Raw genomic sequence first — 4,407 nt, 5'->3', positions numbered from 1 at the left:
TTTTAAGTGACTCCCCGAAGCGAGGTGCGCATTATAGACATAACTTCATCCACTGCAACTCCTTTTTTAAAGTTTTTAATCAAATGGTGATTTAATGAGCAATAGGTTCAAAATTGAAGCGTTGGCGCATATAAAAACAGCAAATATAAAGTATAAGGTAGTTAACTATATTGCGATTGTATGTGAATTAAGTAACATGGGCTTGTTTTCCGTTATCCTTATAAACATAATTTTTAGGTAGTTATAAATGAAACCATCTCTCGTCTTAAATATCATAGTTACTGTAATTCTTGCAGTATTAGTCTTTGTATTAACCCCATTAATTGCTGCAGAAGCCCCTAACCATTTAACAGCGGTAGCCGGTGTAGTCCTAGGTGGCTTACTAGCGCCTGTTTTGTTGAGCCTATTTGGCTCCACTCAATCTTCAACAAATAGCAGTACTCAAGAGTTTTCTACATTATACGTAGGCAACCTTCCCTACAGAGCGAATGAACAAGCAGTTCAGGAACATTTTGAACAACAAGGAACAGTTAACTCAGTTCGTTTAATGAAAGATCGCAGAACTGGTAAAAGAAAGGGGTATGGTTTTGTAGAGATGGACACTAAAGGTGCAAACAAGGCTATCAAAAACCTAAACGATTCGTCCTTTCAAGAAAGAACTCTAAAAGTAAGGTTGGCCAAAGATAAAGTAACAGAAGACTAGTTACAAATTCGCCTTTAAGTAAACAAGCATAATCCAGTTGTTAACACTGGGTTATGTTTGCTAAGTTCAGTAATTACACGTTAAAAAACTTTAATCCATATTAGCTAACTACCATATAAACGAGTTCTAAATTGTATGTAATTCCACTTGGTCTAAAATCTTGATGCTCATCTCGTGATTCATGATAAAAAATCCTTAACAGAATTAGTTAATCAAGTACCTACCTATTTTTGTTCTTCTTGCTAATTATTCAATAAAATTTAGTAAAACTGTCCAAATTGATAATTTCGTTTGGGTTTTGTGATACTTTCGGGACAAATTCCGAGCAAACTCTTTCCTGCAACATCCTATTAACTTTTGCAAGGAAACAACATGAAACAACTTTCGAAGATAATTTCTGCGGGCTTAATCGCCTTTTCGACTAACCAAGCAGTCGCAGCTGATGTAACAATTGAAATTCAAAATCTTACTCAAGGTTTATACTTTACACCTATCGCTACGGTTGCTCACACATCTGACACCAGTTTATTTGAAGTAGGTGAAATGGCATCACCAGAAATACAAGAAATGGCCGAAGGTGGAAGCTTAGCCGGCCTAACCACTATAGCCACATCGATTAATGCAGACGTTTTAGCAGAACCAACAGCTGGCCCACTAGGCCCTACAGCAAAAGTATCTGGTTCATTTATGACAGCGGATACCAATACAGTACTATCTATAGTAGCTATGATTTTGCCGTCAAATGATGGTTTTATTGGCCTTGATAATTGGACCATACCAACAGAAGCAGGAACATATACTGTCTATTTAAATGCTTATGATGCAGGCACAGAAGCGAATGATGAAATCGTTGGTGGCGGTGCTCCTGGTGTACCAGGTATGCCAGCTCCTCCATTTCTAACATTAGGCACTGGCGGCACGGGTGTTACAGCGACAGAAACAAACAATTTAATCCACATCCACCCTGGTAATATTGGTGATGATTCAGCTACAGAAGGTAAAAGTGACGTTACAAACACAATCCATCGCTGGTTGAACCCTGTTGCCAAAGTAACAGTAACCGTTCAATAAGGAGTCTGTTATGTTTAATAAGCTAAAAAGCACTAACCTTCGATTACCTATGTTACTTGCGTTACCACTTGCATTAAGTGCCTGTAGTGACGATAAAGTTGAAGTCATAAAAGAAGTGGAGGTTATTAAGGAAGTTGAGGTAATAGTTGAAGTACCCGCTCCTGTACCTACTCCAGTTGATGTTAGCTACGAAGTCACTATTACAAACTTAAGTAATGCCCAACCACTTTCACCTGCTGCCGTGGTTTTACATGACGCAGGTCATTTATTTTCTGTAGGCGAGGTTCCGTCGGTTGCATTAGAAAAAATGGCTGAAGGAGGAATGAATGTGGATTTATTAGCGCTAGGTATGGCATCAGCTAGTGGTGCAGGAATCATAGGTCCTGGCGCTAGCGAGACAATTAGTGTGACAATTCAGGATATGACTGATGCAAAATTATCTATCACATCAATGTTAGTTAACACTAATGATGCATTTACAGGTTTAGATGCGTTAGATTTAAGTACTCTTGAAGTCGGTAGTACTTGGACAAAAATGGCGGGCGTTTATGATGCTGGTACAGAGGTAAATACCGAATCTATGGGAACCATGCCGGGTCCAGCAGATGGAGGTGAAGGATTCAATGCCACTCGCACCGACACAGGTTATGTGTCTATGCATCCAGGCGTGGTCACTAATGATGATGGATTAACCAACTCCGTGTTAACTGTTCAACACAAGTTTGACAATCCAGCAATACGCATTATGGTAACGCGTATTGAATAAATGCCTTTTGATAAGAAAGTCGGTATAAAACGCTCAGATTAATGAGCGTTTTTATTTTTAAGTGGAGAATTTATATGTCAGACAGCGTATTAATAGTAGAAGACGACAAAGATATCGCTGATCTCATTCGAGTAAACCTATCTGAGTTAGGTGTAGAGACGTCCCATCAAGATAATGGTGAAAAAGCGCTATTTATGGCTTTAGAAAAAGACTACTCATTGTTAATCTTAGATGTGATGCTCCCTGGTGTGAGTGGATTAGACATATGTCGACAAGTTAGAGATAAAAAACCTTCTCAAGCCATCATTATGCTAACCGCTAAAAGCTCTGAAACAGACAGAGTCTTAGGATTAGAACTTGGGGCAGACGATTACATAACGAAACCTTTCAGCGTACGAGAGCTGCAAGCAAGAGTTAGGTCTCAACTACGTAAAGTACACGTTTTACAAGCAGTCAACACTCCGGAAAACGAAGAAGAAAGCTGTACATTAGTTATCGGAAATCTCTCAATCAATCAAAAAAATCATCAAGTGTATCTATCACAACAAGAGCTCGAGTTAACCGCAACAGAATTTGAATTACTACACCACCTAGCCAGCCACCCCAACCAAGTTTTCAGTCGTAGTCAATTACTAGAATCTGTGTGGGGCTATCACCATAGTGGTTATGAACATACTGTTAATTCACACATCAATCGACTTAGAGCAAAAATAGAAATTGAAGCAACCTCACCTCAAATTGTTCAGACAGTCTGGGGAGTCGGTTATAAGTTTAACCCTCAAGGGGTCGAAAACGAATAGTCAAAGAAGGTGTAAACCTCATTGTCAGAAGTTATAAATTTAGGAAATCAATCTGTATATTGAATGAATTGATTACGACCATTATCTTTAGCTCGATAAAGTGCTTTGTCGGCCCCATCAACTAAACTTTCTTTGGTCGTATTTTTATCTACTGTTTGATGATTAAATCCTACAGAGCAACTTACATACATTTGACTTGCAATTTTTCCATGGGGTATTTTCAACTTAGCCCACTCATCTACAATTTTTTGGGCACTGTTAACACACTGACTTAAGTCCAAATTACATGTAACAACGACAAACTCCTCTCCCCCATATCGAGCCACTATGTCTGTATTTCTACGAAAAATACTTCGTAATAATTTAGCCTGTAACTTAATAATATCATCACCTTTAAGGTGTCCGTATCCATCATTAAATGACTTGAAGTTATCCAGATCAATCATAAAAATACATAGCTGATCTTTTCTACGTTTGGATATTTCTAATAATTCATTGAATTTATCTTCGTATGCGCCTCTATTATAGATAGCAGAGAGCCTATCGATTTGACTTAAAGTGGTTAGTTTTTGATTGCTCACCGAGAGTTGCTGTAAAGCTTTTTCGATTTGATGGACACCTATCACTCCAACAAATAGCCCTGAAGCAACAAATCCTAAATAGACTAGGTTTCTATCTCCATATACTGTAGTGGTGGCAACTAATGCAGCAAAGCCCAAAGCCGCTATCAATACAAAAATTAACGAGTATCTAAATTGAATACGAAATACAAATAAAACAAACAGGCTATAAATCACAGTCCCTTCGTATGGAAAAGCAAAACCTTGCTGTTGCCAACTCACCCAAATAAACCAATAATTACTATAAATAAGTAGTAAAACAGCAACACAAATAGTGAATTGATGGACATTGTGATTGTTTTGATAAAATTTAAAGAAAGTAAATGCAAATACAATCAAACATATTGGCAGTTGAAAAAACAACCTTATATCAATGTAAATTGATTTAAGTGAGTCAGGTATTAAAGCTAGATCCGGAAAAACAAATGCACAAACTAAAATTACGCC

5 protein-coding genes are annotated in these 4,407 nt (G+C 37.7%); 4 read left to right on the top strand and 1 reads right to left on the bottom strand.

Annotation, left to right across the window (positions count from 1 at the left end; all coding sequences use genetic code 11):
* The first annotated feature begins 247 nt into the window (after window positions 1-247).
* The 4 genes from ACSHXM_RS21085 (at window position 248) to ACSHXM_RS21070 (ending at window position 3,340) form a co-directional block, all read left to right on the top strand.
* On the top strand, window positions 248-703 hold the full coding sequence (locus ACSHXM_RS21085; RefSeq protein WP_435692260.1) for an RNA recognition motif domain-containing protein: 456 nt from the start codon (window positions 248-250) through the stop codon (window positions 701-703).
* Window positions 704-1,075: 372 nt separating this feature from the next.
* Window positions 1,076-1,774, top strand: coding sequence for a spondin domain-containing protein (locus ACSHXM_RS21080; protein WP_435692258.1), 699 nt, complete (start codon window positions 1,076-1,078; stop codon window positions 1,772-1,774).
* A gap of 10 nt (window positions 1,775-1,784) precedes the next feature.
* Window positions 1,785-2,540 (top strand): spondin domain-containing protein, encoded by a 756-nt coding sequence (locus tag ACSHXM_RS21075; RefSeq protein ID WP_435692256.1) that lies wholly within the window; start codon window positions 1,785-1,787, stop codon window positions 2,538-2,540.
* Between the two features lie 74 nt (window positions 2,541-2,614).
* A complete protein-coding gene (locus ACSHXM_RS21070; RefSeq protein ID WP_435692254.1) occupies window positions 2,615-3,340 on the top strand; it encodes a winged helix-turn-helix domain-containing protein in 726 nt (241 codons plus the stop codon).
* 47 nt (window positions 3,341-3,387) lie between these two features.
* Here ACSHXM_RS21070 and ACSHXM_RS21065 read toward each other — a convergent pair.
* Window positions 3,388-4,407: GGDEF domain-containing protein (locus ACSHXM_RS21065; protein ID WP_435692252.1), on the bottom strand; the 1,020-nt coding region annotated here is incomplete at its 5' end.

The sequence above is a fragment of the Paraglaciecola sp. genome (assembly GCF_051252315.1).
Taxonomy (GTDB): Bacteria; Pseudomonadota; Gammaproteobacteria; order Enterobacterales; family Alteromonadaceae; genus Paraglaciecola.
Note: the sequence above shows the minus strand (reverse complement) of the source record. Positions and strands in the feature narration are given on the sequence as shown.